This window comes from Pseudomonas sp. FSL W5-0299, assembly GCF_005930655.1.
Lineage (GTDB): Bacteria > Pseudomonadota > Gammaproteobacteria > Pseudomonadales > Pseudomonadaceae > Aquipseudomonas > Aquipseudomonas mandelii.
Genome location: NZ_RXHX01000026.1, coordinates 56,835 through 76,974 on the forward strand (window position 1 = coordinate 56,835; position 20,140 = coordinate 76,974).

The following is a 20,140-nucleotide window of genomic DNA, read 5'->3' on the forward strand; positions in this document are numbered from 1 at the left end:
ACGGCAATAAAGACCCCCTGTGGGAGCGAACCTGCTCGCGATAGCGGAGTGTCAGTCAACAAAACCGTTGAAGGCGAAACAGCTATCGCGAGCAGGCTCACTCCCACAAGGGCTCGGTGGTGTTTTGAGGTTTTTAAAAAAGTTTTGCACTGGGCTGTAACGCATCGCGATGACCTCTCTCTAGAGGGGTAAGCCAGCACACACGCGGCTTACCAAAACTCAAACAACGGAGAAACATCATGACTGCTACCACCCGCACCCTGTCCGCCACCGCCCTCGTTCTGGCCCTTGGTTCTGCGCTGAGCATGGCCGCTGTCTCCACCGTCCAGGCCGCCGACAACAGCAACATGGAAAAATGCTTCGGCGTGGCCATGAAAGGTCATAACGATTGCGCCGCAGGTGCAGGCACCACCTGCGCCGGTACTGCCAAGATGGACCACCAGGCAAACGCCTGGAAACTCGTTCCGAAAGGCACGTGCGCCACCACCGAAAGCAAAACCTCGCCGACCGGTTTCGGTCAGATGGAAGCCTTCAAAGCCAAAGCCTGATCCGCCTCCCAGCCTGAGTGTCGACCATGAACAATTCACTGTTCGGGCTCCCGCCCCGCGCCGGGCTGGGGCTCAAGACCGGGCACTTGCGTGAAGTGCTCGGTTCAAAGCCGGACATCGGCTTCTTCGAAGTCCACGCCGAAAACTACATGGTGGCCGGCGGCCCTTTTCATCATTACCTGGGGTTGATCCGCGAGCAGTATCCGCTGTCGCTGCATGGCGTTGGCCTGTCCATCGGTGCCGAAGGTCCGCTGGATGTGCAACACCTGCAACGCCTTGCCGAACTGATCGAGCGCTACCAACCCCACTTCTTTTCCGAACACCTGGCCTGGTCCAGCCATGGCCCGGTGTTCCTCAACGACTTGCTGCCACTGGCCTACGACAACGCGACGTTGAACCGCGTCTGCGAACACATCGACCAGGTGCAAACCACCCTCAAACGCCCAATGCTGCTGGAGAACCCGGCGACGTACCTGGCGTTCAAACGCTCGACGATCGATGAGGCCGACTTCATCAGCGAAGTCATTCGCCGCACAGGCTGCGGGCTGTTGCTGGACGTGAACAACGTTTACGTGTCGAGCATCAATCATCAACGCGATCCTGTGGCCTACATCGATGCCCTGCCCCTTCATGCCGTCGGCGAGATTCATCTGGCCGGATTTGCCGAAGACACCGACAGCCTCGGTGACCGTCTGTTGATCGACGATCACGGCGCGCCCATCGACAACGCCGTGTGGGCGCTGTACGTGCAAGTGCTGGAGCGTGTCGGGCCAGTAGCAACGCTGATCGAACGCGACAATCAGGTGCCAGCCTTCGGCGTATTACACGCCGAAGCGCGTCAGGCCGATGAGTTGTTGCGATGCGCCGAGGTCCGGTCATGAGCAATCACGCCGATTTCGCCGCCGCCCTGCTTGATCCGGAGCGGCCCTGCCCTGACGGATTACTCAGCGTCAATGGCGCCGATCCGGCCAGCCGTTTCGCGGTGTATCGCAACAATGTGCAGGCCTCGCTGATCAACGCGTTGGCGGACAGTTACCCCGTGGTTGTGCAATTGGTCGGCGATGAATTCTTCCGGGCCATGGCCGGTGTTCATGTGCACGGCTCCCCGCCCCGCAGCCCGTTGATGAATGACTACGGGCACGATTTCGCAGCCTTCATCGAAGGCTTTGCGCCCGCCGCCAGCGTGCCTTATCTGGCCGATGTCGCCCGATTGGAGCGCCTGCGCGTCATCGCGTATCACGCGGCCGATGCGCAGCCCCTGGAGCATGAGCAGATCGCCGCAGCACTGGCCGACCCGCAAGCCCTGAGCGAGCTCACCGTCGAACTTCATCCCTCCCTCAACCTGTTGAGTTCTGCCTTCGCGGTGGTGGCGATCTGGGCGGCGCATCAACAGGAAACAACGCTGGCGGGGATTGACCTGAGCCAGGGACAACACGCGCTGGTGTTGCGCAATGGCCTGGACGTTGAAGTATTCGCCCTTGATCAAGGTGCCAGCGCGTTCATCCAGTATCTGCAAAACGGCCAGTCACTGATGCAGGCGCTGGAAGCCGCCCCCGCCTTCGACCTCAGCCAAACCCTGGCGCTGCTGATCAGCCGGAACGCCATCACTCACTTGCATAACAACAAGGTATCGCCATGAACATCCGGACCGAATCACAGAACCCCATCGTTCGCGCCATCGCGTTACTGGAGATGATTCCCCGCAGTCTGATCGCCTTTATCGCGCGCTTCTCGATTGCGGCAGTGTTCTGGAAGTCCGGGCAAACCAAGGTCGAAGGCCTGGCCATCGACCTGTTTGACGGCTCCTTCCAGCTTGGCGTGCCGCATCTGGCGGACTCGACCATCCCGCTGTTCCAGAGCGAGTACCACGTGCCATTGCTGTCCCCGGAACTGGCGGCGCACCTGGCCGCCTTCGCCGAGCATGTCTTCCCGATGTTGATCCTGATCGGCTTCGCCACGCGATTTTCGGCGCTGGCCTTGCTGGGCATGACCCTGACCATTCAACTGTTCGTTTACCCCGACGCCTACCCGACCCATGGCACTTGGGCGGCGGTGTTGCTGTACCTGATGGCGACCGGGCCGGGGAAATTGTCGATCGATCATCTGATCGCCCGACATTTCGCCCGGTAAACACCTTCCCCTGTGGGAGTGAGCCTGCTCGCGATAGCGCTGTGTCAGTCAACATCAATGCTGAATGTCACACCGCTATCGCGAGCAGGCTCACCCCTACAAGGGGTTGGATGTGGGCGGCTATTGCTGAAGACGCGCTAATGCCTCGCCGCTGCGTTTAAACCAATCAATCAAGTAGTCCGCCAACACCTGCGTGCGTTTGGGCAGTCCGCCCTGATACGGATGCACCAGGTACATCGGCATGCTCCGCGTCTGATAATCACGCAGGAGCCAGCGCAATCGCCCGTCAGCCAATTCCGTTTGCAGCAGGTAGGAAGGCAACCGCGCAATGCCGGCCCCTGCCAGCGCTGCTTTTTTCAACAGGCTGTAGTGATTGCTGGCAAACGGACCCGACACCCGCACCCGCAGCAACTCGTGCTGCTGGTGATACAGCCATTCTTCGCGACCGCTGTAATGGCTGTTGAGCAGACAGCGATGGTCCGCCAACGCCTGGGGCGTCTGCGGCTCACCGTACTGTTCGAGATAGGCCGGGCTGGCGCAGGTCATTTCGTGCCAGGCCAGCAGAGGACGCGCGACCAAGCGTTGGTCATTGGCCACTTCGGAGCGGATGGCCAGGTCAAAACCGTCTCGGGACAAATCGTGAAAGCTGTTGTTGAGGTCCAACTCGATCTGCACCTCGGGATATTGGCGGGAAAATTCCAGCAACAAGCCATCGAAGAAGGTTTCCCCCAGCGAGACCGGAACCGTCATGCGCACCGGTCCGGCCATGTCGTCCTTCAACCGCGCCAACGCCTGACGCGCCTTTTCGACTTGAACCACCAGCGCCTGGGCTTGAGGCAACAGCGCCGCGCCCGCCGCCGTCAAACTCAAACGGCGGGTGGTGCGTTGCAACAAGACAACGGAGAACCGTGTTTCCAGCAAGCTGATGCGCTTGGACAACTGCCCCTTGCTGCAGCCCAATTGCTGCGCCGCCAGGGTGAAACTGCCCGCTTCGATCAACACCGCAAAGGCTGCCAGATCATCCATCTCGCTCATGGATTGTTTCCATTTGAAAACCAAAGGTTGCCTATTAGCGCGCTTATCAATGGAAAAAACCACTCTAGACTGCAACCTCGTTCAACCACTTCGAGGAACAGCACGATGAAAATTCTTTTGATAGGCGCAGGTGGCACCATCGGTTCAGCGGTCGACAAGGAACTGTCCCAGCGCCATGACATCATTCGCATCGGCCGTAACAGCGGCGACTTCAATGTGGATATCAGCGACAGCGCCTCGATCCGCAAGCTGTTCGAGCAAACCGGTAAATTCGATGCGCTGGTCTGCGCTGCCGGCAACGTGACCTTTGCACCGCTGGATGAAATGAGCGAAGAAAGCTTTGCGCTGGGCTTGAAAGACAAGCTGATGGGCCAGGTCAACCTGCTGCTGATCGGCCGTGAATTCGCCAATGACGGCGCCTCGTTCACCTTGACCACTGGCGTGCTCAGCCACGACCCGATTCGCAGCGGCGCCTCGGCGGCATTGGTCAACGGCGCGCTGGACAGCTTTGTGCGTGCGGCGGCCATCGAACTGCCCCGCGGCTTGCGGGTGAACTCGATCAGCCCGGCCGTTCTGCTCGAAGCCATGGGCAGTTACGCGCCGTACTTCCGGGGCTACAAGCCGGTTCCCGCAGCGGATGTGGCATTGGCCTACGCCAAAAGCGTAGAGGGCCTACAGACCGGCCAGACCTTTCACGTCGGCTGACACACCACCCTCACTGTAGGAGCGAAGCTTGCTCGCGAAAGCGTTCTGTCATTCATGACGATGCTGGATGCACTGGCCCCTTCGCGAGCAAGCTTCGCTCCTACAGGAGATCGAACATCGCTGGGGTTGTGATGAACGGTCAGGCTGCGTAACGTGGCGGCACTTGTCTGGAGAGCCAAAGATGCGTGTTGCCCGTTCCTTAGTCCTTGTCGCCCTGCTTCCGCTGTTTGCCGCCTGCCAATTGTTTGATGGCCCGCGTGAAAGCGCCTCCCACGTGGGCCAGACCCGCCTTCAGGGCCAGTTGACGGCAGCGGACGGCAAGTTGCTGTTCCAGCCGTGCAATGAACAGCGCAGTTATGTGGTCAATGACAGCGGTGGCACCAGCGTCTTGCAAGAGGCCGCGGCCCTCGCCGATGCCCAGGGCAAGCTGTTCGCCGACGTGCGTGGGCAAATCGTCGACAGTCGCCTTGATCTTGAACAGCTGTACCGCGTCGAACGCTCCGGCGCCGCCTGCGACGATCCCAATTTCAAATTGCTGATCCTGCGCGCCGCCGGCCACTCGCCAGAGTGGAACGTCAAGGTCAGCGGCAAAGGCATGGTTATCGACCGTGCCGGCCAGCCGCCCCTGGCCGTGCCCTATGTTGAAGAACAGCTGGGCGATGGCCGTTTCAATCTCAGCACCGAAGCCAATAACCAGCACATCGAACTGTGGGTCGCGCCGCAACGTTGCGTCGACAGCACCACCGGCAGCGTCCAGCACATGAGCGCCGAGCTGCGCATCGATGGTCAGGTGCAACGCGGTTGCGGGTATTTCGGCGGCTCGCGTAACGACTGATCGTTTTTGCCTCACGGGACCGGCGTTTGGGGCTTATAATCGCCGCCTTCAAACGCCTTGGCGCAGTTGTGCGCCCCGCGAACCGGATCCCGTCATGTTACGAATCACCGAACTCAAGTTGCCGATCGACCATCCCGATGAAGACCTGCGCCCTGCCATCGTGCAGCGCCTGGGCATCGCCAGCGATGACCTGCTCGATTTCACCTTGTTCAAGCGCAGCTACGATGCGCGCAAAAAGTCCTCTGAACTGTGCTTCATCTACACCATCGACCTCACCGCCAGGGATGAGGCCGCGTTGCTGCACAAGTTCGCCGATGACCGTAACGTCAACGTGGCACCGGATGTCAGCTACAAAGTGGTCGGCCAGGCGCCGGCGGATCTTGAGCAACGCCCTGTCGTCGTGGGTTTTGGTCCATGCGGGATTTTCGCCGGGCTGCTGCTGGCGCAAATGGGCTTCAAGCCGATCATCCTCGAACGCGGCACCGAAGTGCGTCAGCGCACCAAAGACACCTGGGGCCTGTGGCGCAAAAGCGTACTCAACCCTGAATCCAACGTGCAGTTTGGCGAGGGCGGCGCGGGGACGTTCTCCGACGGCAAGCTCTATAGCCAGATCAAGGACCCGAAATTCATCGGTCGCAAAGTCCTGCACGAGTTCGTCAAGGCCGGCGCCCCGGAAGAAATCCTCTACGTCAGCAAACCGCACATCGGTACGTTCCGACTGACCGGCGTCGTGGAGAACATGCGCGAGCAGATTCGCGCGCTGGGCGGCGAAGTGCGCTTCCAGCAGCGGGTCACCGACGTGTTGATCGAGGACGGCCAACTGGTCGGCGTCGAGCTCAATGGTGGCGAACAGATTCATTCGAAACACGTGATTCTTGCCTTGGGCCACAGCGCCCGGGACACCTTCCGCATGCTTCACAGCCGTGGCGTGTTCATGGAAGCCAAGCCGTTCTCGGTGGGCTTCCGCATCGAGCACCCGCAATCGCTGATCGACCGCGCACGCCTGGGCAAGTACGCCGGCCACCCGAAACTCGGGGCGGCCGACTACAAACTGGTGCACCACGCCAAGAACGGTCGCTCGGTGTACAGCTTCTGCATGTGTCCGGGCGGCACCGTGGTAGCGGCGACATCCGAGCCGGGCCGCGTGGTCACTAACGGCATGAGCCAATACTCGCGTAACGAGCGTAACGCCAACTCCGGGATCGTCGTCGGGATCACCCCGGAAGTCGATTACCCGGGCGGCCCGCTGGCGGGTATCGAGTTGCAGGAACGCTTGGAATCCCACGCTTACGTGTTGGGCGGCAGCAACTACGAAGCCCCGGCGCAGTTGGTCGGTGACTTCATCGCCGGCAAGCCGTCCACCGAGTTGGGCAGCGTAGAACCGTCCTATAAACCGGGTGTTGCCTTGGGTGATCTGGCGCTGGCTCTGCCTGCGTTTGCCATTGAAGCCATTCGTGAAGCTCTGCCGGCGTTCGAAAAGCAGATTCGCGGTTACTCGCTGCATGACGCGGTGTTGACCGGGATCGAGACGCGCACCTCGTCGCCGCTGCGCATTACCCGCAACGAGTCGATGCAGAGCCTGAACGTGAAAGGTCTGTTCCCGGCGGGTGAAGGCGCGGGTTATGCGGGCGGGATTCTGTCGGCGGGTGTCGACGGGATTCGGATCGCCGAAGCCGTGGCCCGCGACATCCTCGGCCTGGAAGCCTGAAGCAACACCCCACTTGTCGGAGCGAGGCTTGCCCGCGAAGAAATTGACGCGGTCTTTTAGGAAGACCGCGTTAACCTCTTCGCGGGCAAGCCTCGCTCCTACAGGGGGGGTGGTATCAGATATTCGCGCGTAAAACGTTGGCGGGAAGCGGTTCACCGCGCTCGACACTCCCCGCCACAACCTCCATCAACCCACTCAACTCATACCCTTGGGCCTTGAGCCAATCCTGGTCGTAATAGCTGGTCTCATACCGCTCGCCGCCGTCGCACAGAATCGCCACGATCGACCCCGACTCCCCCGCCGCTGCCATCTGCCCGGCCGCCATCAAGGCACCGATCAGGTTGGTCCCGCTCGACCCGCCGACACGCCGTCCCAAACGTTGCGCCAGGTAATGCATGGCTGCCAGCGACAACGCGTCCGGCACCTTGACCATCGCATCGATCACCTTGGGCAGAAACGACGCCTCGACCCGTGGCCGGCCAATGCCTTCAATCCGAGAACCATGGTCGAGTCGCAGGCTGGCATCCCCCGTCTGGTAGAAATCGAAGAACACCGAACGCTCGGCATCGGCGCACAACACGCGGGTGCAATGCTGGCGATAACGCACGTATCGACCCAGCGTCGCGGTGGTACCGCCGGTGCCGGGACTGGAAATCAGCCAGCTCGGCTCGGGGTGCCGTTCAAAACGCATTTGCTGGAAGATCGACTCGGCGATGTTGTTGTTCGCCCGCCAGTCAGTGGCGCGTTCGGCGTAGGTGAACTGGTCGATGAAATGCCCGTCATGTTCGCGGGCCAGGCGCTCGGACTCGGCGTAGATCTGCGTCGGATCGTCGACCAGATGACTCTTGCCGCCGTAGAACGCGATCTGCGCGATCTTCTCTTTGGACGTGGTCGCCGGCATCACCGCAATGAACGGCAAGCCCAGCAACCTGGCGAAGTAAGCCTCGGAAATCGCCGTCGAACCGCTGGACGCTTCAATCACCGGCGCGCCAGGTTTGAGCCAGCCGTTGCACAAGGCATAGAGGAACAACGAGCGCGCCAGCCGGTGCTTGAGGCTGCCGGTGGGATGGCTGGACTCGTCCTTGAAGTACAGCTCGATGCCCGTAAACCCCGGGAGCGGCAAAGGGATCAGGTGGGTGTCGGCGCTGCGCTGGAAGTCGGCTTCGATGATCCGGATGGCTTCGCGGGCCCACTGTCGGTTGTCGCTCATGATGGTTTTTCTCGTTGAGTCGGCCTTCGTGCAAGGCTCAGCCCATAAGCTTAGGAAAAATCCCACGCCACGCACAGATACAGCTGAGGCCCAATACGTTTGGCAACTGCTAGGCTCATCTCCGTGCCAACCCCTTGCGTTGTAACGGTATATAACAAAAAAGAATATAACTTTTGTTTTAACAACCAACGGTACGGGTTAGGGTGTGCCACCTTTTTGATTTTTCGATGGAGAGCGACCTTGCCTCTGCGTAGCACTTTCACGCGTTTCTTTCAGTTGGAAGCTGCCAGCGGTCTGTTATTGATCGCCGCGGCAGCCCTGGCTTTGATCATCAACAACTCCCCGTTGTCGTGGCTGTACAGCAGTTTCCTCGACACGCCGGTGGTGGCGCAGATCGGTGCGCTGCAAATCGCCAAACCGGCGCTGCTGTGGATCAACGACGGCCTGATGGCCCTGTTTTTCCTGCTGATCGGCCTGGAAGTGAAGCGCGAAGTCCTCGACGGCCAGCTGTCGAAACCTTCGCAGATCGTCCTGCCCGGCGCGGCAGCGATTGGCGGCATGGTCGTTCCGGCACTCCTCTACTGGTTTCTCAATCGTGACAACCCGGCAGCCCTGAGTGGCTGGGCCATCCCGATGGCCACTGACATCGCCTTCGCCCTCGGCGTTCTCGCCCTGCTAGGCAAGCGCGTGCCGGTGTCGCTGAAACTGTTCCTGATGACCCTCGCGATCATTGACGACCTCGGCGCCATTATCGTCATTGCGATCTTCTACTCCGGCACGCTGTCGACACTTTCGCTGGCATTGGCTGCGTCGTGCATCGTCGCCTTGATTGCGATGAACCGGCTCGGCGTGGTCAAGCTCGGGCCGTACATGATCATCGGTTTGATCCTCTGGGTCTGCGTGCTCAAGAGCGGCGTCCACGCGACGCTGGCTGGTGTGACCCTGGCGTTCTGCATTCCCTTGCGCACAAAAAATGCCGAACCGTCACCGCTGCTGACCCTCGAACACGCCCTGCATCCCTGGGTGGCCTACGGCATTCTGCCGCTGTTCGCCTTCGCCAACGCCGGCCTGTCGCTCAGCGGCGTGACCATGGAAAGCTTCACTCACCACGTGCCGATGGGCATTGCGGTGGGCCTGCTGCTGGGCAAAACCGTCGGTGTGTTCGGCCTGACCTGGCTGGCCGTGAAAATCGGCATCGCCGCCCTGCCCCAAGGCGCCAACTGGGGCCAGGTGCTGGGTGTCGCGATCCTCTGTGGTATCGGCTTCACCATGAGCCTGTTTGTCGGCTCCCTGGCCTTCGAGCCGGGTGTCAGTGAATACGCCGGAATGGACCGGATGGGTATTTTGACCGGTTCGATTCTGGCGGCATTGATCGGTTACGCGGTGACAGCGGCAGCGAGCCGCAAGCGCACCGCACTGCCATCCTGAGCGAAAGAGACCCCTCTTAACGACAATCAGGATTCGTCCTACAGCCACGTTTGACCTCGTTCGTTAACGTCGCACAGCCCCTTGTCCGGGGCTGTCGATGTGCGAGCGCAAGGAAGATCAATGGCTGGAAACAAGGATATCCCCCGGGTTAAAAACCCACCGTCCGGCGACGGACACCACGTCACTCACCGCTTCATGACGGCCTCCGAACTGGCCGAGCGGGACACCCGACAAAACGCTTACGACGCCATGCTCGCCAGGCAAGAGGCCTTCGAGCTCAGTCATGAGATCGCCCCCAAAAGGGACGAATATGTTCGTGCCGGGTGCGTCTTCGCCAAGTCCTGCAAACTGCCGGACGACATCATCGACTACTCGAATCCTTCGGGCATGGTACCCACCGACAGCCTCAAGGATTACGGGGAAATCGCCTGGCTGGGTGCCCGCGAAGCGGACGATGCCGGGCAGCTGAATCTCGAAACCATCAGCGGCAGTACCCTCTCGCTCGGCATTGGCCGACTCGCCCTGAGTGCTCCGACGCTCGCGGCTCCGGTGGCCGCAATCGGCGCCGCCGGGGCCACCGCGCTGGCTACGGTGGTCGCGCTGTTCTGGACGCCAAGCTTGGACGACAGCGCGCTGTATACCGAAGATCAGTTGCGCGCTCTGAAACAGGCCAGGACCCGCGTTCGCTTGCAGGTCGAGCAACAGGCGGATGGCCGTCTCAAGGGTTATGGCTTCTACACCGGCAAGAACCGCGGTTGGGAAATGGTTGATGTTGTGCAGTTCACCTTGCGCGACAGTCAGCAGGTGGCGGATCTAGGGGATGGGGTTGAGCTGATCTGGACACCGGCAGTGGATGGTTCGGACATTCTCGGGATTCCGGCGCTGGAGGCTGCTCCGCAAGCGCCGCATATTTGGGTGTATCCGCCGACGAAAGCGGCTGACGGGATTATTGTGAATCCGGTGTATCCGCCTGATTACAAGGATTTCATTCTTGTTTTTCCGGTGGGGTCGGGGGTAAATCCGGTTTATGTAGTGATGAGCATGCCGGGGGATCATAAGTACTACGATGATCCGGAAACCCTCCCAGGCTTCCCTGATGCATTTCCCGTAAAACCGAAGGTTTCAGTTCGAGGTGGAGGGAAAAAACGAGCCCGATGGCTAGACCGCAAAGGCCGTATATATGAGTGGGACTCCAAAAGCGGTGCTGTAGAGCTTTACGATAAATCCGGAGTGCATTTGGGCGAATTCAATCACGTAACCGGCGAGCGAACCAAAAAGGCAAAGCCTGGTAGAAGAACCTCAAGAAACTGAAGAGAAAAATTATGCGCTATTTATCCATCACCGGTTTTTACCCTGATGAAAAACAAGATGATTCATTGCAGTTCCAACTGACCATCAAAGACTATGAAATGAACCAGGCATTGGCTCAATTGACCGAGTCAAAAAAACTGGAAGAAATAGAGCCTGGGGAGCTGGAACTGACAGGCACTCAAGTCCTACAGGTTGCAGAACTATTAGAAATCGACTTACCCGAGGGGTTGGAATATTTCATAGGCCCCCGCGCCGCGCCGTGAGAATCCTTAACAAACAAAACCCCAACCAGTCACCCGGCCGGGGTTTTCTTTTACCGCTCGTTCCCGCTTAGTGCGTAACGCGGCTCGTACCGTCAACAGTCGCAATCCGCACCCGCTCGCCCACGCGGAACACTTCATTCTCCTGAACCTGCTGCACATAGGCGCGCATGCTGCCGTCGTCTTCACGGACGGTGATTTCCACGCCTTGGGTGCGGGTCAGGCCTTCTTCAGTGGCTGAACCGAGCAGGCCGCCCGCCACGGCGCCGATGACCGCAGCGACGATGCTGCCTTTACCGCCGCCGATGGCGCTACCGCCGACACCACCGACCACTGCGCCCGCTGCGCCGCCGATCGGGGTCTTGGTGCCTTCGATTTTCACCGGACGCAAGGATTCGATGGTGCCCATGCGAACGGTCTGCACACGACGCGCTTCGTCACGGGAATAGGAGTCACCGGTCAGGCTCGATTGGCAGCCGGTGAGCAACATCGCCATCGTGGAAAAGGAAGCAACCAGCAGAACAGACTTACGCATAGCATCAACTCCAAAGGACAAGTATTCATTAAACTCCGCAGCTTGACGTCTGTCACGGCATCGCCCGGATAAAATTGGTTTCATTCAGGCTCGGTACAGGCGCCTCGGAACTCACCACACAGTAGCGGCAAACCGAAAAACCTGCCCCACTGACCCAAGGATTTTCATGGATTACTTCATCATTGTTGTCACCACGGTCGCCGGTTTGTACTTCCACTGGTGGCTGTACGTGCGGATCAAGCGCTGGATGGACCGCGATCTGGCGTTGGCGCTGGCGGGTAAAGACGAGCAGAAAAAAGCGTTCATGCTCGAGCAACTGGCAAGCGCTCAGGCGCAGAAGATCAAGCGCCGGGACCTGCCCCAGTGGCTTGAAGCCGCTGCGGCAGGCTATCCCGATCGGTAGACTGCTTAAGGTGCCAGACGTTCAAGAATCCAGTCGGCGCCTTGCAAACGGTAGTTGAGGCGATCGTGCAGGCGGCTCGGACGGCCTTGCCAGAACTCGATGCGCTCGGGTAGCAAGCGGTAACCGCCCCAATGTTCCGGGCAGTGCGGTTGAGTGTCGCTGAAACGTTGCTCGGTGTTCTTGAGCAGCGCTTCCAGTTCAGCACGATCGGCGATCACCCGGCTCTGGGGCGAAGCCCAGGCACCGAGACGACTGCCCAGCGGGCGGACCTGGAAATAGGCGTCGGACTCTTCAGCCGTAACCTTCACCACCCGCCCTTCGATGCGCACCTGGCGCTCCAGGGTCGGCCAGAAAAACGTCATGGCGGCGAACGGGTTTGCCGCCAGATGCTGGCCTTTGGCGCTGTCGTAGTTGGTGAAGAAGGTGAAACCCTCTTCGTCCAGGCCCTTGAGCAGCAGAATGCGGCAATGCGGCCGACCGTCCTGATCGACGGTGGCCAGGGTCATGGCATTGGCCTCCACCGGCGGTTGCTCGGTTTTCACCGCGTCCGCAAACCACTGATGGAACAGTCCGAACGGCTCGGCCGGGGCTTGCGCCTCGGTCAGACCGTCACGGGTGTAGTCGCGACGCATATCAGCCAGGCCCTGGGTCATGGCGCATTCCTTTTGGTTAACGAATCACTTCTTTGCAGCATCGGCAGCGGCGACTTTCTTGTCAGCCGCTGCGGCTTTTGCTGGGGCAGTCTTTTTCGCCGGGGTCGCGGTTTTAGCCGGTGTCTTCTTGGCTGGAGCCTTGGCGGCTTTCTTGGCCGGGGCTTTTTTCGCAGCAGGCACAGCCGCTTTTTTCGCCGCAGGTGCAGGAGTGACAGGCTTGACCACTGGCTTGACGTCCTGGGCAGCGACCAGGCGAACGGGCGCCGGAGCCGGCATGTTGTACTTGCTCAGCAACGCGACCATGGTGTTTTGCGGAGTCACCAGCAATTCCACACGACGGTTCAAGGCGCGACCTTCGTTGCTGTCGTTGGCTGCACGAGGGGCTTCACCGCCCATGCCGCGCAGCATCAGGCGATCACGCTGCAAACCGCTGAGGCGGAAGATCGCAGCGACGGCTTGCGCACGCTCCTGGCTCAGTTTGACGTTGGCCGGTGCGGCGCCCGAGGTATCACTGTGACCCAGTACCAGGACGGCGGTCTTAGGATCGACTTCCAGGATTTTCGCGACGCGAGTGAACGGGCCTAGGGTCACGGGCAGCAACATGGCCGGACGGTCCGGGTTGAACGAGCCTTCTACCGGCGCGGTCACGACCAATACGTTTTCACGACGCTCAAGTTGCAGATTGCTGTCCTTGATCGCTTCACGCAGGCGCGGCTCGTAGTCGTCGAGCCAGGCTTGAGTGACTTTAGGATCCGGCATCGGCACGGCTTTGGCGGTGGGTTGATCTTTACCCCCGAACGGCCACCACCACTTTCCACCGGCTTCAGCTTCAGCCTTGGCCACTTCGACAGGCTTGGCTTCGGGTTTTACTTCCGGCTTTTTGTCGAGCGCTTCATCGGAGCCGAACGGCCAGTACCAAGGGTTGGAACTTTCAGCTTTGGTCACTGGAGCCGCGGCGGCCGTTTTCAAAGGGGCTGGGGTCGGGGCCGGAGCCGGCTCTTTCGCCGCGACTTTGTCGGAGGAGCCGAACGGCCACCAGCTGCTGCCATCCGAATCATTTTGTGGGGTCTGTGCACAACCGGTGATCGCGACACACAGGGCCAAGGCAAGGGTGGTTTTATTGAATGACATTGGATATCCACAAAAATGAAATCATAAAAAATCAGGCCGGCGTGACCGGATAAACAGACGGTTGGAAACCATAATGGCCTTCGGGTTCCGGCCCTGGAGCCCGAGAGTGCGTATTACAGACAAGTGGCCAGTACCCGCGCAAGCTTCTGCGCGCGCGGATCCATCAAGACGTAAGGCCCCAGTGTATTTGTCACAAATCCGAAGGCCACATCATGTTCCGGGTCAGCAAAACCGATGGAGCCGCCAGCGCCCGGATGGCCGAATGCCCGCGGGCCGAGGCCGTAAGTCGCATTGGGAACGTCCGGTTGATCAAGCATGCAACCCAGGCCAAAACGGGTCCGGGTCAATAAAGTCTTGTCTTCGCCAAGGCTGTGTTCGCGGGTCAGCTCCTCGAGCATTTCGCTTTCCAGCAGGCTGCCATCAAGCAGGCCGGCGTAGAAACCAGCAAGGCTACGGGCGTTACCGTGGCCATTGGCGGCGGGTTGTTGCATCCGGCGCCATTCGGGTTTGTTGGTGCTGGTCATGATCGACGGCGGGTTAGTGAAGGCCCGGGTGGTCATGGCGGTCGGCTCGCGCATAGTCACTTGCAGCAAGCGCTGGGCCGCCGCATCGCCAACGTTGCCCTTGCCGCGGGCGATGTGCGCCACGCGATGGAACTCTTCGTCCGCCAGGCCCACATGGAAATCCAGCCCTAACGGCTTGGCGACCCGCGCCACAATCGATGAGCCCGGCCCACGACCGTCGGCACGGCGCAGCAACTCGCCCACCAGCCAGCCATAGGTGATTGCCGCGTAACCGTGGCCTTCGCCCGGTGTCCACCACGGCGTTTCGGCAGCAAGGGCATCGACCATGGTGTACCAGTCGTAGAGCGCTTCGGGTGCCAGCAACTCGCGCAGTGCCGGCAGACCGGCCTGATGGCAGAGCAACTGGCGCAAGGTGACGGAGTCTTTGCCGGCGGCGGCGAATTCGGGCCAGTAGCGCGCCACCGGGGCATCCAGTTGCAGCTTGCCTTCGGCCACCAATTGCAGGGCGGTGACGGCAGTGAAGGTCTTGGTGCAGGAGAACAGGTTGGCGATAGTGTCGCTGTGCCAGGCTTCAAGGCCATCCTTGTCGGCGGTACCGGCCCAGAGGTCGAGGACGGTTTCGCCACCGACCTGGATGCACAACGCCGCACCACGTTCCTGAGGATCGTCGAACAGCGCCGCGAACGCTTCGCGTACTGCTTCGAACTTAAGCTCGTAATGACCCTGAATCTGCACCCGCAACTCCCCGGACTATCGTTCTACAAAGTGGCCCGCATTGTTCCAGCCATTGAAGGTTTTGGGAACAGGCGTGAGCCGGGCGGTCGGTTGCCCATGGATTGGATCAGAAATTTGTCGTCAGGCTCGCTCCCCAGGGATCACGCAGCACCATGGTGGGAGCGAGCCTGCTCGCGAAGAACGATAACGCGGTCGAGCAGGGCTCAGTGACCGTTGGCCGAATGGCCACCGGCATGGTCCGCACCTTGCCCCACGCCTTTGCCCGCATCACCTTTTTTACCGCCCTCGCCTTCATGGGCGGCTTTATTTGCTGCAGCCTTGGCCTTCTCAGCCTCCTTGCCCAACTGGTCAACGGTCGCCAGGTTGCTCTTGCGCACGCTGTCGACAAAGCCCTGGAACGGCAGATCGGTAATGCCCACCAGGCCAAAGTGACCGTTCTCGCCATCCAGCAGACGTCCGGTCACCGGTTGATCGAGGTACTGGAACCAGTGCACGCCGACAATCGACGGTTCGCTCAACGCCTGTTTGAGGAAGTTGGCATAAGCCGGGCCACGGTCTTCTTCCTTGGCCAACTGCGTCACGCCGCCCCAGAAAGGACCGCGATCAGCGGAGCCGAAGTTGAACTCGGTGATCAGCACCGGTTTGTCCAGGCTGCGCAATTTGGCGAAGTCATAGCCGTCTTGCGGTTGCAGGGTGTACATGTTGAAGCTCAGTACGTCGCAATACTGGGCGCAGGACTCAACGGCTTCCGGGGTGCTGGTGGCGAAGCGACCGCCCAGCAGCAACTGGTTCGGTGCGTGCCACTTGAGCGAATCGGAAAGGGTCTTGAAGTAGGTATCGGCGAAGACCTTCTGGAAGTATTTGAAATCAGCTTCGATTTCCGGGTGTTCGGCGCTCGGCAGCGGCGGCACGAAACCCGGGTCTTCCATCAATTCCCAGGCCGGCAAGTCGATGCCCCACGCCTTGGAAAGGCCGGCCTGATTGCGGTACTTGTCGCGCAATTGCTTGAGAAACGCCCGTTTGGCCGGCACGTCGGTGGTCATTTTCAAGGTGCCGTAGGCCAGTGCGTAACGGGCTTTCGGATCGTCGCCGGGGCCGGCCCAGGCCAGTTCGTTGTCGGCGAAGTAACCGATCAGCCAGGGATCGTCGCGATGGTCACGGGCGGCGATGGCCACGGCGCGTTCGGTGGCCATGGCGAAGCGTGGGTCGAACGGGTCGGGCATGCCGCCCCACCAATCGGTGCCGGTGCTGATGCTGGCGTAATCGCCGACGATCGACAGCGGCAAGGTGTACGGCACACGGTCAGCATTGGCCAGCGCCGGAGCGCTCCAGTTGCCGACCGTGTTGAAACCCCAGGCCTGCAGGCGGTCCAGGGTATGGCTGGCCCAGCGTTGTTCATCAACCACGGCTTTGCAGGGTTCAGCAGGTTTTTGCTCGACGGCTTTGGCGACGGTCGCTTCCTCCGCGCCGGTCTTGGCGGCTTCGGCGACGCCGGATTCGGCAGTCGTAGGTGCGACAGGTTGATCGGCGGCCTTGTCGGCCGTGGCCTCGACGGCATCAGCCTTGGCCGCTTCGGCGACACCGGCCTTGGTGTCGCTGCCCAGCGCGCACGGTTCGCCGTACAGGCGCTGCAAGTTAGCGCCATAGAAATCGTACCAGCGACCGGCGTTATAACCACGGCCCTGATCGGCGCCGTTGCCGCCACGGTTGTCGCCTTCGCCATAATGACTGGCCAAGGGTTCTTCCGGTTTTGGCAGGGATTCAAACATCCACTCGCGGCCGGCGATGTAGGTCTGGTTGACGTCCGGGGTAACGGTATTGACCCCCAGCGAATAGAACGGATGCCCTTCCGGGGTCACCAGGTACCAGCGACCGTCACGTTTTTCCGTGCGGAAAAAGCCGCTGGCCTTGAATGTCGGGCCTTTGTTCCAGCCGCCGAACTTGTCCAGGGACAACTTCTGGCGCTCGGCGAGCCAGGTTCTGGTCTGTTGCTGTTCTTTGGCGGCGGCGCTTTTCAGTTGCTCATCGCTACCGACCTTCTCCGGCCATTTGGCCCGGGTCGATTGACCGTAGGCGTCCACCAGGCCGCCGTATGCCGCCTTGGTCACCGCTTCACCGTCCTGCACGCCAAAGCGCTCAAGCAAGATACTTTGGGCTACTTTCGGCTGATCCATCGACAACGTCACCGACACCACCTGGCTGCGATCCAGCTCACCGGCGCTGCTGGCCAGCAATACCCGTTGGCCGTCAAACGTCATCGGCATCGGCGGCCCGGCCTTCATGCCCTGGCTCAGCGGCGAACTCGGTTGCAGCGGCACCAGCAGGGTCTGCGCCGGTCCGGCCGGCAAATCGACACGACTGATCAGGGTCTTGCCATCGTTGCTCTGGATTTTCACGTACAGGGTCACGGCCCAGTCCATCGCGCTCTGAATGCGCAAGCTCATGACACCTGACTGGGACCAGTCCCAGGCGCCGGTTTGCGGGGTCAGACGCAAGGTCGGTTGCGCCACCGGGTTGAACGTCACCCGACGCAGCACTTCACCTTCGGCCGTTTGCTCCGCATTGGATTGCGGCAGGCTGGCATCCTGAGTTGCCACCTGGACCACATCGGCGGGGCGCACAAAGTTGAACAGCGTCTGTTGGCCGGCAGGGGCTGCCAGCAAAGGGGCTGCGAACATCAGGGCGAAAACAGCAGGCAACGAACAGCGAATCATAGGAACGTGTTTCTCCCGAACGACCCTCAATGGGCCAATGGAAAGGTGGTGGCTGAACGATAGACAACGCGGTGGGCAAAAAAGCCCACCGGTGTTTCAGGAAATTTCGCGACGGAATGGCGGCAATGCGTTGAGGATTGCTTTGCCGTAACGCTGGGTGACCAGACGTCGATCCAGCAGGGTGATGGTGCCGCGGTCTTCTTCGGTACGCAGCAAGCGGCCGCAGGCCTGGACCAGTTTCAGCGAGGCGTCCGGCACGGAGATTTCCATGAACGGATTGCCGCCACGGGCTTCAATCCATTCGGCCAGGGCCGCTTCGACCGGGTCGTCGGGCACCGAGAACGGAATCTTCGCGATCACCACGTGTTCGCAATACGCACCGGGTAAGTCGACCCCTTCGGCAAAACTCGCCAGGCCGAACAGCACGCTGGAGTCTCCGCCATCAACACGCGCCTTGTGCTTGTTCAGGGTTTCCTGTTTCGACAGGTTGCCTTGAATGAACACTTGCTTGCGCCAATCGCGGTCCAGGCCGTCGAACACGTCCTGCATCTGTTTGCGCGAGGAGAACAGCACCAGGGTGCCGCGCGAACCTTCCACCAAGGCTGGCAAGTCACGGATGATCGCGGCGGTGTGGGCCGGTGCGTCACGCGGGTCGGCTTTCAGGTCCGGCACCCGCAACACACCGGCGTCGGCATGATGGAACGGGCTCGGGACCACGGCAGTCACGGCTTTTTTTGGCAGGCCGGCACGCATGCGGAAACGGTCGAAGGTGCCGAGAGCGGTCAGGGTCGCCGAAGTCACCAGTGCGCCATAAGCGACGTTCCACAGGTTGCGCCGGAGCATTTCCGCGGCGAGGATCGGGCTGGCATTGACCTCGATGTCGAACAGCGAACCGCTCTCGGCCAGGGTCAGCCAGCGGGCCATGGGCGGGTTGTCTTCCGGGTCCTCAGCGGTGAACGCGACCCACAATTCCCAGTTGCCCGAAGAACGGGACAACAGGCTGCCGAACAGCGGATACCACTCTTCGGCCTGGTTGCTGGCGATGCCGATATTGACCTCGCCGTCCATGCCTTCCTTGAGCAGTTCGGTGAGCCGGGTGAACAGGTCGGTCAGACGGGCATAACCCTTCTTCAGCTCGACGCCCATTTCACGCATGTGCTCGGGAATCACCCCGCCGACGAAACGGTGACGCGGCCGCTCGCGGCCTTCGACGTCTTCGCCGGGTTTGAAATCGGCCACTTGCTCGCACGCGGTGAACATGAACTGCTGCTGGGTCTTGATCTCTCGAGCCAGCTCCGGCACCTGCTCGATCAACTTGCCCAGGTCACCCGGCAGCGGATGCTGGGCCAGTAGTTTGGTGAGGTTCTTGGCAGTGGTTTCCAGCCAGTCGGCGGTGGAACGCAGGCGCGTGTAGTGGGCGAAATGGCCGATGGCCTTGTCCGGCAGGTGGTGGCCTTCGTCGAATACGTAAATGGTATCGCGCGGGTCCGGCAGCACGGCGCCGCCGCCCAACGCCAGGTCTGCCAGGACCATGTCGTGGTTGGTGACAATCACGTCAACCTTGCCCATGCCTTCGCGGGCCTTGTAGAAGGCGCACTGGCCGAAGTTGGGGCAATGACGGTTAGTACACTGGCTGTGATCGGTCGTCAGGCGCGCCCAGTCGGCGTCTTCCAGGGCAGTGGACCAACTGTCGCGGTCGCCGTCCCATTTATTGCCGGCGAGCTTCTCGATCATGCTGGTGAAGAGCTTCTGGCTGGCCTCATCGACCTCGATCTTGAAACCTTCTTCTTCGAACAGCTGAGCCGTGGCGGTTTGCGCGTGACCTTCCTGGAGCAACATGTCGAGCTTGGACAGGCACATGTAGCGCCCACGCCCCTTGGCCAGGGCGAAGCTGAAATTCAGACCGCTGTTGCGCATCAGGTCGGGCAAATCCTTGTAGACGATCTGCTCTTGCAGGGCCACGGTGGCCGTGGCGATGACCAGGCGTTTGCCAGCGGCCTTGGCGGTGGGTATCGCCGCCAGGCTGTAGGCCACGGTTTTACCGGTACCGGTGCCGGCTTCCACCGCGACAATCGCGGGGTCGCCACTGCGCCGGCCTTCGTCGTCGGTGTCGATGTCACCGAGGACTTTGGCAATTTCGGCGATCATCAGGCGTTGGCCGTAGCGCGGTTTGAGGCTCTTGGCTTCAAGAAAACGCGAGTAGGCGCCCTGGATCGTGGTTTTGAGTTCGGTGCTGATCATGGATTGTCGGGCGCAAAAAACGCTGGATAAATTT

General features: G+C 60.7%; 19 protein-coding genes. 11 read left to right on the forward strand and 8 right to left on the reverse strand.

Features of this window, described 5'->3' with window-relative positions; translation table 11 throughout:
* Positions 1–239 precede the first annotated feature (239 nt).
* The 4 genes from FHL16_RS24815 to FHL16_RS24830 are packed head-to-tail and all read left to right on the forward strand — an operon-like array spanning position 240 to position 2,678.
* Positions 240–548, forward strand: a complete 309-nt coding sequence (locus FHL16_RS24815) for a BufA1 family periplasmic bufferin-type metallophore (RefSeq protein ID WP_010462585.1) — start codon at positions 240–242, stop codon at positions 546–548.
* Between the two features lie 26 nt (positions 549–574).
* Positions 575–1,429 carry an MNIO family bufferin maturase gene (gene bufB / locus FHL16_RS24820; protein ID WP_077749562.1) on the forward strand — a complete coding sequence of 285 codons (855 nt, stop codon included), beginning with the start codon at positions 575–577 and terminating at the stop codon, positions 1,427–1,429.
* A complete protein-coding gene (locus FHL16_RS24825) occupies positions 1,426–2,187 on the forward strand; it encodes an HvfC/BufC N-terminal domain-containing protein (RefSeq protein WP_077749582.1) in 762 nt (253 codons plus the stop codon). The genes bufB and FHL16_RS24825 overlap by 4 nt, the downstream gene beginning before the upstream one ends.
* Complete coding sequence (locus FHL16_RS24830) at positions 2,184–2,678, forward strand: DoxX family protein (RefSeq protein ID WP_077749563.1); 495 nt, start codon at positions 2,184–2,186, stop codon at positions 2,676–2,678. The genes FHL16_RS24825 and FHL16_RS24830 overlap by 4 nt, the downstream gene beginning before the upstream one ends.
* 120 nt (positions 2,679–2,798) lie before the next feature.
* On the opposite strand, the gene FHL16_RS24840 is transcribed toward FHL16_RS24830, so the two are convergent.
* Positions 2,799–3,713, reverse strand: a complete 915-nt coding sequence (locus tag FHL16_RS24840; RefSeq protein ID WP_010462593.1) for a LysR family transcriptional regulator — start codon at positions 3,711–3,713, stop codon at positions 2,799–2,801.
* Positions 3,714–3,818: 105 nt separating this feature from the next.
* Here FHL16_RS24840 and FHL16_RS24845 point away from each other — a divergent pair, with 105 nt between their 5' ends.
* The 3 genes from FHL16_RS24845 (at position 3,819) to FHL16_RS24855 (ending at position 6,961) form a co-directional block, all read left to right on the forward strand.
* Positions 3,819–4,418, forward strand: coding sequence for a short chain dehydrogenase (locus FHL16_RS24845; protein ID WP_077749564.1), 600 nt, complete (start codon positions 3,819–3,821; stop codon positions 4,416–4,418).
* A gap of 181 nt (positions 4,419–4,599) precedes the next feature.
* Positions 4,600–5,253 (forward strand): COG3650 family protein, encoded by a 654-nt coding sequence (locus tag FHL16_RS24850; RefSeq protein WP_010462597.1) that lies wholly within the window; start codon positions 4,600–4,602, stop codon positions 5,251–5,253.
* 94 nt (positions 5,254–5,347) lie between these two features.
* Positions 5,348–6,961 carry an NAD(P)/FAD-dependent oxidoreductase gene (locus tag FHL16_RS24855; RefSeq protein ID WP_077749565.1) on the forward strand — a complete coding sequence of 538 codons (1,614 nt, stop codon included), beginning with the start codon at positions 5,348–5,350 and terminating at the stop codon, positions 6,959–6,961.
* Positions 6,962–7,076: 115 nt separating this feature from the next.
* On the opposite strand, the gene FHL16_RS24860 is transcribed toward FHL16_RS24855, so the two are convergent.
* The gene (locus FHL16_RS24860; RefSeq protein ID WP_177346254.1) at positions 7,077–8,174 is read right to left on the reverse strand and encodes a PLP-dependent cysteine synthase family protein; all 1,098 of its coding nucleotides are present in this window, start codon (positions 8,172–8,174) and stop codon (positions 7,077–7,079) included.
* 237 nt (positions 8,175–8,411) lie between these two features.
* Between FHL16_RS24860 and nhaA the strand changes: the two genes are divergently transcribed.
* From nhaA to FHL16_RS24875, 3 genes are all read left to right on the forward strand, one after another.
* Positions 8,412–9,599, forward strand: a complete 1,188-nt coding sequence (gene nhaA, locus FHL16_RS24865; RefSeq protein WP_010462602.1) for a Na+/H+ antiporter NhaA — start codon at positions 8,412–8,414, stop codon at positions 9,597–9,599.
* A 120-nt stretch (positions 9,600–9,719) separates the two neighbouring features.
* Positions 9,720–10,910 (forward strand): S-type pyocin domain-containing protein, encoded by a 1,191-nt coding sequence (locus FHL16_RS24870; protein WP_077749567.1) that lies wholly within the window; start codon positions 9,720–9,722, stop codon positions 10,908–10,910.
* An 11-nt stretch (positions 10,911–10,921) separates the two neighbouring features.
* Positions 10,922–11,173, forward strand: a complete 252-nt coding sequence (locus tag FHL16_RS24875) for a pyocin S6 family toxin immunity protein (protein WP_077749568.1) — start codon at positions 10,922–10,924, stop codon at positions 11,171–11,173.
* Between the two features lie 67 nt (positions 11,174–11,240).
* Here FHL16_RS24875 and FHL16_RS24880 read toward each other — a convergent pair whose 3' ends face one another.
* Positions 11,241–11,705 (reverse strand): glycine zipper 2TM domain-containing protein, encoded by a 465-nt coding sequence (locus FHL16_RS24880; RefSeq protein ID WP_010462609.1) that lies wholly within the window; start codon positions 11,703–11,705, stop codon positions 11,241–11,243.
* Positions 11,706–11,871: 166 nt separating this feature from the next.
* Here FHL16_RS24880 and FHL16_RS24885 point away from each other — a divergent pair, with 166 nt between their 5' ends.
* Entirely contained in the window at positions 11,872–12,108 is a 237-nt protein-coding gene (locus FHL16_RS24885) for a hypothetical protein (protein ID WP_077749569.1), read from the forward strand.
* A 5-nt stretch (positions 12,109–12,113) separates the two neighbouring features.
* Here FHL16_RS24885 and pdxH read toward each other — a convergent pair whose 3' ends face one another.
* From pdxH to dinG, 5 genes are all read right to left on the reverse strand, one after another.
* The gene (pdxH, locus tag FHL16_RS24890) at positions 12,114–12,761 is read right to left on the reverse strand and encodes a pyridoxamine 5'-phosphate oxidase (protein ID WP_010462613.1); all 648 of its coding nucleotides are present in this window, start codon (positions 12,759–12,761) and stop codon (positions 12,114–12,116) included.
* Positions 12,762–12,785: 24 nt separating this feature from the next.
* Positions 12,786–13,892, reverse strand: coding sequence for an OmpA family protein (locus FHL16_RS24895; protein ID WP_077749570.1), 1,107 nt, complete (start codon positions 13,890–13,892; stop codon positions 12,786–12,788).
* 113 nt (positions 13,893–14,005) lie between these two features.
* Positions 14,006–15,151: a serine hydrolase domain-containing protein gene (locus FHL16_RS24900; protein WP_077749571.1), complete on the reverse strand. Its 1,146-nt coding sequence runs from the start codon at positions 15,149–15,151 to the stop codon at positions 14,006–14,008.
* Positions 15,152–15,354: 203 nt separating this feature from the next.
* A complete protein-coding gene (locus FHL16_RS24905; protein WP_077749572.1) occupies positions 15,355–17,865 on the reverse strand; it encodes a beta-galactosidase in 2,511 nt (836 codons plus the stop codon).
* Positions 17,866–17,961: 96 nt separating this feature from the next.
* The gene (gene dinG, locus FHL16_RS24910) at positions 17,962–20,106 is read right to left on the reverse strand and encodes an ATP-dependent DNA helicase DinG (protein ID WP_077749573.1); all 2,145 of its coding nucleotides are present in this window, start codon (positions 20,104–20,106) and stop codon (positions 17,962–17,964) included.
* Between the last annotated feature and the right edge of the window lie 34 nt (positions 20,107–20,140).

What these genes read in the sequence shown, in the direction of transcription:
- bufB (WP_077749562.1), top strand. Translation starts at nt 575, where the DNA reads ATGAACAATTCACTGTTCGGGCTCCCGCCCCGCGCCGGGCTGGGGCTC.
- FHL16_RS24840 (WP_010462593.1), bottom strand. Translation starts at nt 3,713, where the DNA reads ATGAGCGAGATGGATGATCTGGCAGCCTTTGCGGTGTTGATCGAAGCG.
- FHL16_RS24895 (WP_077749570.1), bottom strand. Translation starts at nt 13,892, where the DNA reads ATGTCATTCAATAAAACCACCCTTGCCTTGGCCCTGTGTGTCGCGATC.
- FHL16_RS24815 (WP_010462585.1), top strand. Translation starts at nt 240, where the DNA reads ATGACTGCTACCACCCGCACCCTGTCCGCCACCGCCCTCGTTCTGGCC.
- FHL16_RS24825 (WP_077749582.1), top strand. Translation starts at nt 1,426, where the DNA reads ATGAGCAATCACGCCGATTTCGCCGCCGCCCTGCTTGATCCGGAGCGG.
- FHL16_RS24885 (WP_077749569.1), top strand. Translation starts at nt 11,872, where the DNA reads ATGGATTACTTCATCATTGTTGTCACCACGGTCGCCGGTTTGTACTTC.
- FHL16_RS24830 (WP_077749563.1), top strand. Translation starts at nt 2,184, where the DNA reads ATGAACATCCGGACCGAATCACAGAACCCCATCGTTCGCGCCATCGCG.
- dinG (WP_077749573.1), bottom strand. Translation starts at nt 20,106, where the DNA reads ATGATCAGCACCGAACTCAAAACCACGATCCAGGGCGCCTACTCGCGT.
- FHL16_RS24845 (WP_077749564.1), top strand. Translation starts at nt 3,819, where the DNA reads ATGAAAATTCTTTTGATAGGCGCAGGTGGCACCATCGGTTCAGCGGTC.
- FHL16_RS24855 (WP_077749565.1), top strand. Translation starts at nt 5,348, where the DNA reads ATGTTACGAATCACCGAACTCAAGTTGCCGATCGACCATCCCGATGAA.
- FHL16_RS24850 (WP_010462597.1), top strand. Translation starts at nt 4,600, where the DNA reads ATGCGTGTTGCCCGTTCCTTAGTCCTTGTCGCCCTGCTTCCGCTGTTT.
- FHL16_RS24905 (WP_077749572.1), bottom strand. Translation starts at nt 17,865, where the DNA reads ATGATTCGCTGTTCGTTGCCTGCTGTTTTCGCCCTGATGTTCGCAGCC.
- pdxH (WP_010462613.1), bottom strand. Translation starts at nt 12,761, where the DNA reads ATGACCCAGGGCCTGGCTGATATGCGTCGCGACTACACCCGTGACGGT.
- FHL16_RS24880 (WP_010462609.1), bottom strand. Translation starts at nt 11,705, where the DNA reads ATGCGTAAGTCTGTTCTGCTGGTTGCTTCCTTTTCCACGATGGCGATG.
- FHL16_RS24875 (WP_077749568.1), top strand. Translation starts at nt 10,922, where the DNA reads ATGCGCTATTTATCCATCACCGGTTTTTACCCTGATGAAAAACAAGAT.
- FHL16_RS24870 (WP_077749567.1), top strand. Translation starts at nt 9,720, where the DNA reads ATGGCTGGAAACAAGGATATCCCCCGGGTTAAAAACCCACCGTCCGGC.